Here is a 1,656-nt window from a genome sequence, read left to right as displayed (position 1 = left end):
GGGACCTGCGCGACGCGGGTGTGCGGCGACGCGCGGACGGCGTCGGGACCCCCACGGCGCAGATGGAAATCGCGGGCCGCCGCCACTTCGGCCGCACGGCCGTGCCGGCCGGCGGCGGGTGCGGCAGCGGGCCGACGCGCGAGCGGTTCGACACGCTGCTGCTGTGGAATCCGCGCGTGACGCTGGATGCCAACGGCAGCGCGACCGTCGAAGTGCCGCTGAACGACGCGCTCACGCGCTTCCGCATCGTCGCGATCGCGGCGGTCGGTGCCGACCGCTTCGGCACCGGCAGCACGTCGATCCGCAGCACGCAGGATCTGCAGCTGATCTCCGGCCTGCCGCCGCTCGTGCGCGAAGGCGACGCGTTCCGCGCGCAGGTCACGCTGCGCAACACGACCGACCGCGCGATGCAGGTCGTCGTGACGCCGCGCGTGACGGGCGTCGAGGTCGCGCCGCAGACCGTATCGCTCGCGGCCAATACGGCCACCGAAGTCGCGTGGACGATCACCGTGCCCGAGCAGGCGCTCGACGCGGCCGGTGCGCTGAACTGGCGCATCGAAGCAGCCGAGCAAGGCGGCAAGCGCGCGTCCGACGCGCTGGCGGTCGCGCAGAAGGTCGTGCCCGCGCTGCCGGTCACGGTACAGCAGGCGACGCTCGCGCAAGTCGACGGCACGCTGACGGTGCCGGTGGCCTCCCCGGCCGGCGCCGCGAACAACGCGCAAGGCCTGCCGCGCGGCGGCATCGCCGTGTCGCTGCAGTCGAAGCTGGCCGACGGGCTGCCCGGCGTGAAGCGCTGGTTCGAGCGCTATCCGTACCGCTGCCTCGAACAGCAGACCTCGCGCGCGATCGGCCTGCGTGACCCCGCGCAATGGCAGGCGCTGATCGCACGGATGCCCGTCTATCTCGACAGCGACGGGCTCGCAAGCTACTTCCCGCCGTCGTCCGACGATTCGCATGCCGGTAGCGCGACGCTGTCGTCGTACCTGCTCGTGGTGTCCGACGAGGCAAGCCGTCTCGACCCGCGCTACGCGCTGCCGGAAGACCTGCGCACGCAGCTCGAGGCCGGGCTCGCGCGCTTCGTCGACGGCCGCCTCGAGCGCAACACGTGGGCGCCGCGCCAGGATCGCGACCTGCGCAAGCTCGCCGCCATCGAAGCGCTGTCGCGCTACGGCGCCGCACAGGGCCGCATGCTCGGCTCGATCGAGATCGCGCCGAACCAGTGGCCGACGTCGGCGGTGATCGACTATCACGCGATCCTGACGCGCGTGAAGGACATCCCGCAACGCGACGAGAAACGCGCGCAGGTCGAACAGATCCTGCGGGCGCGCCTCACGTACCAGGGCACGCAGCTCGTGTTCTCGACCGCGCGCGACGACGACCTGTGGTGGCTGATGACCAGCAACGAGACCAACGCGGCACGGCTCGCGCTGGAATTCGCGGGCGACCCGGCATGGAAGGACGAGATGCCGCGCGTGACGGCCGGCCTGCTCGCCCTGCAGCGCCAGGGCGCATGGCAGACCACGACGTCGAACGCGCTCGGCCTGCTCGCGGTCGAGCGCTTCTCGCGCACCTACGAGAGCACGCCGGTGGCCGGGGCGACGAAGGTCGCGCTCGGCGGCGACGAGCGCACGATCTCGTGGTCGCAGGCATCGGCAA

Annotated in this window: 1 protein-coding gene; it reads left to right on the top strand. The window is 72.2% G+C overall.

Going from position 1 to position 1,656, the window contains the following annotated elements; all coding sequences use genetic code 11:
• Positions 1–1,656: alpha-2-macroglobulin family protein (locus G3N93_RS39655; RefSeq protein ID WP_277396615.1), on the top strand; the 1,656-nt coding region annotated here is incomplete at both ends.

The organism is Burkholderia sp. Se-20378 (assembly GCF_017104665.1).
Classification (GTDB): Bacteria; Pseudomonadota; Gammaproteobacteria; order Burkholderiales; family Burkholderiaceae; genus Burkholderia; species Burkholderia lata.
Note: the sequence above shows the minus strand (reverse complement) of the source record. Positions and strands in the feature narration are given on the sequence as shown.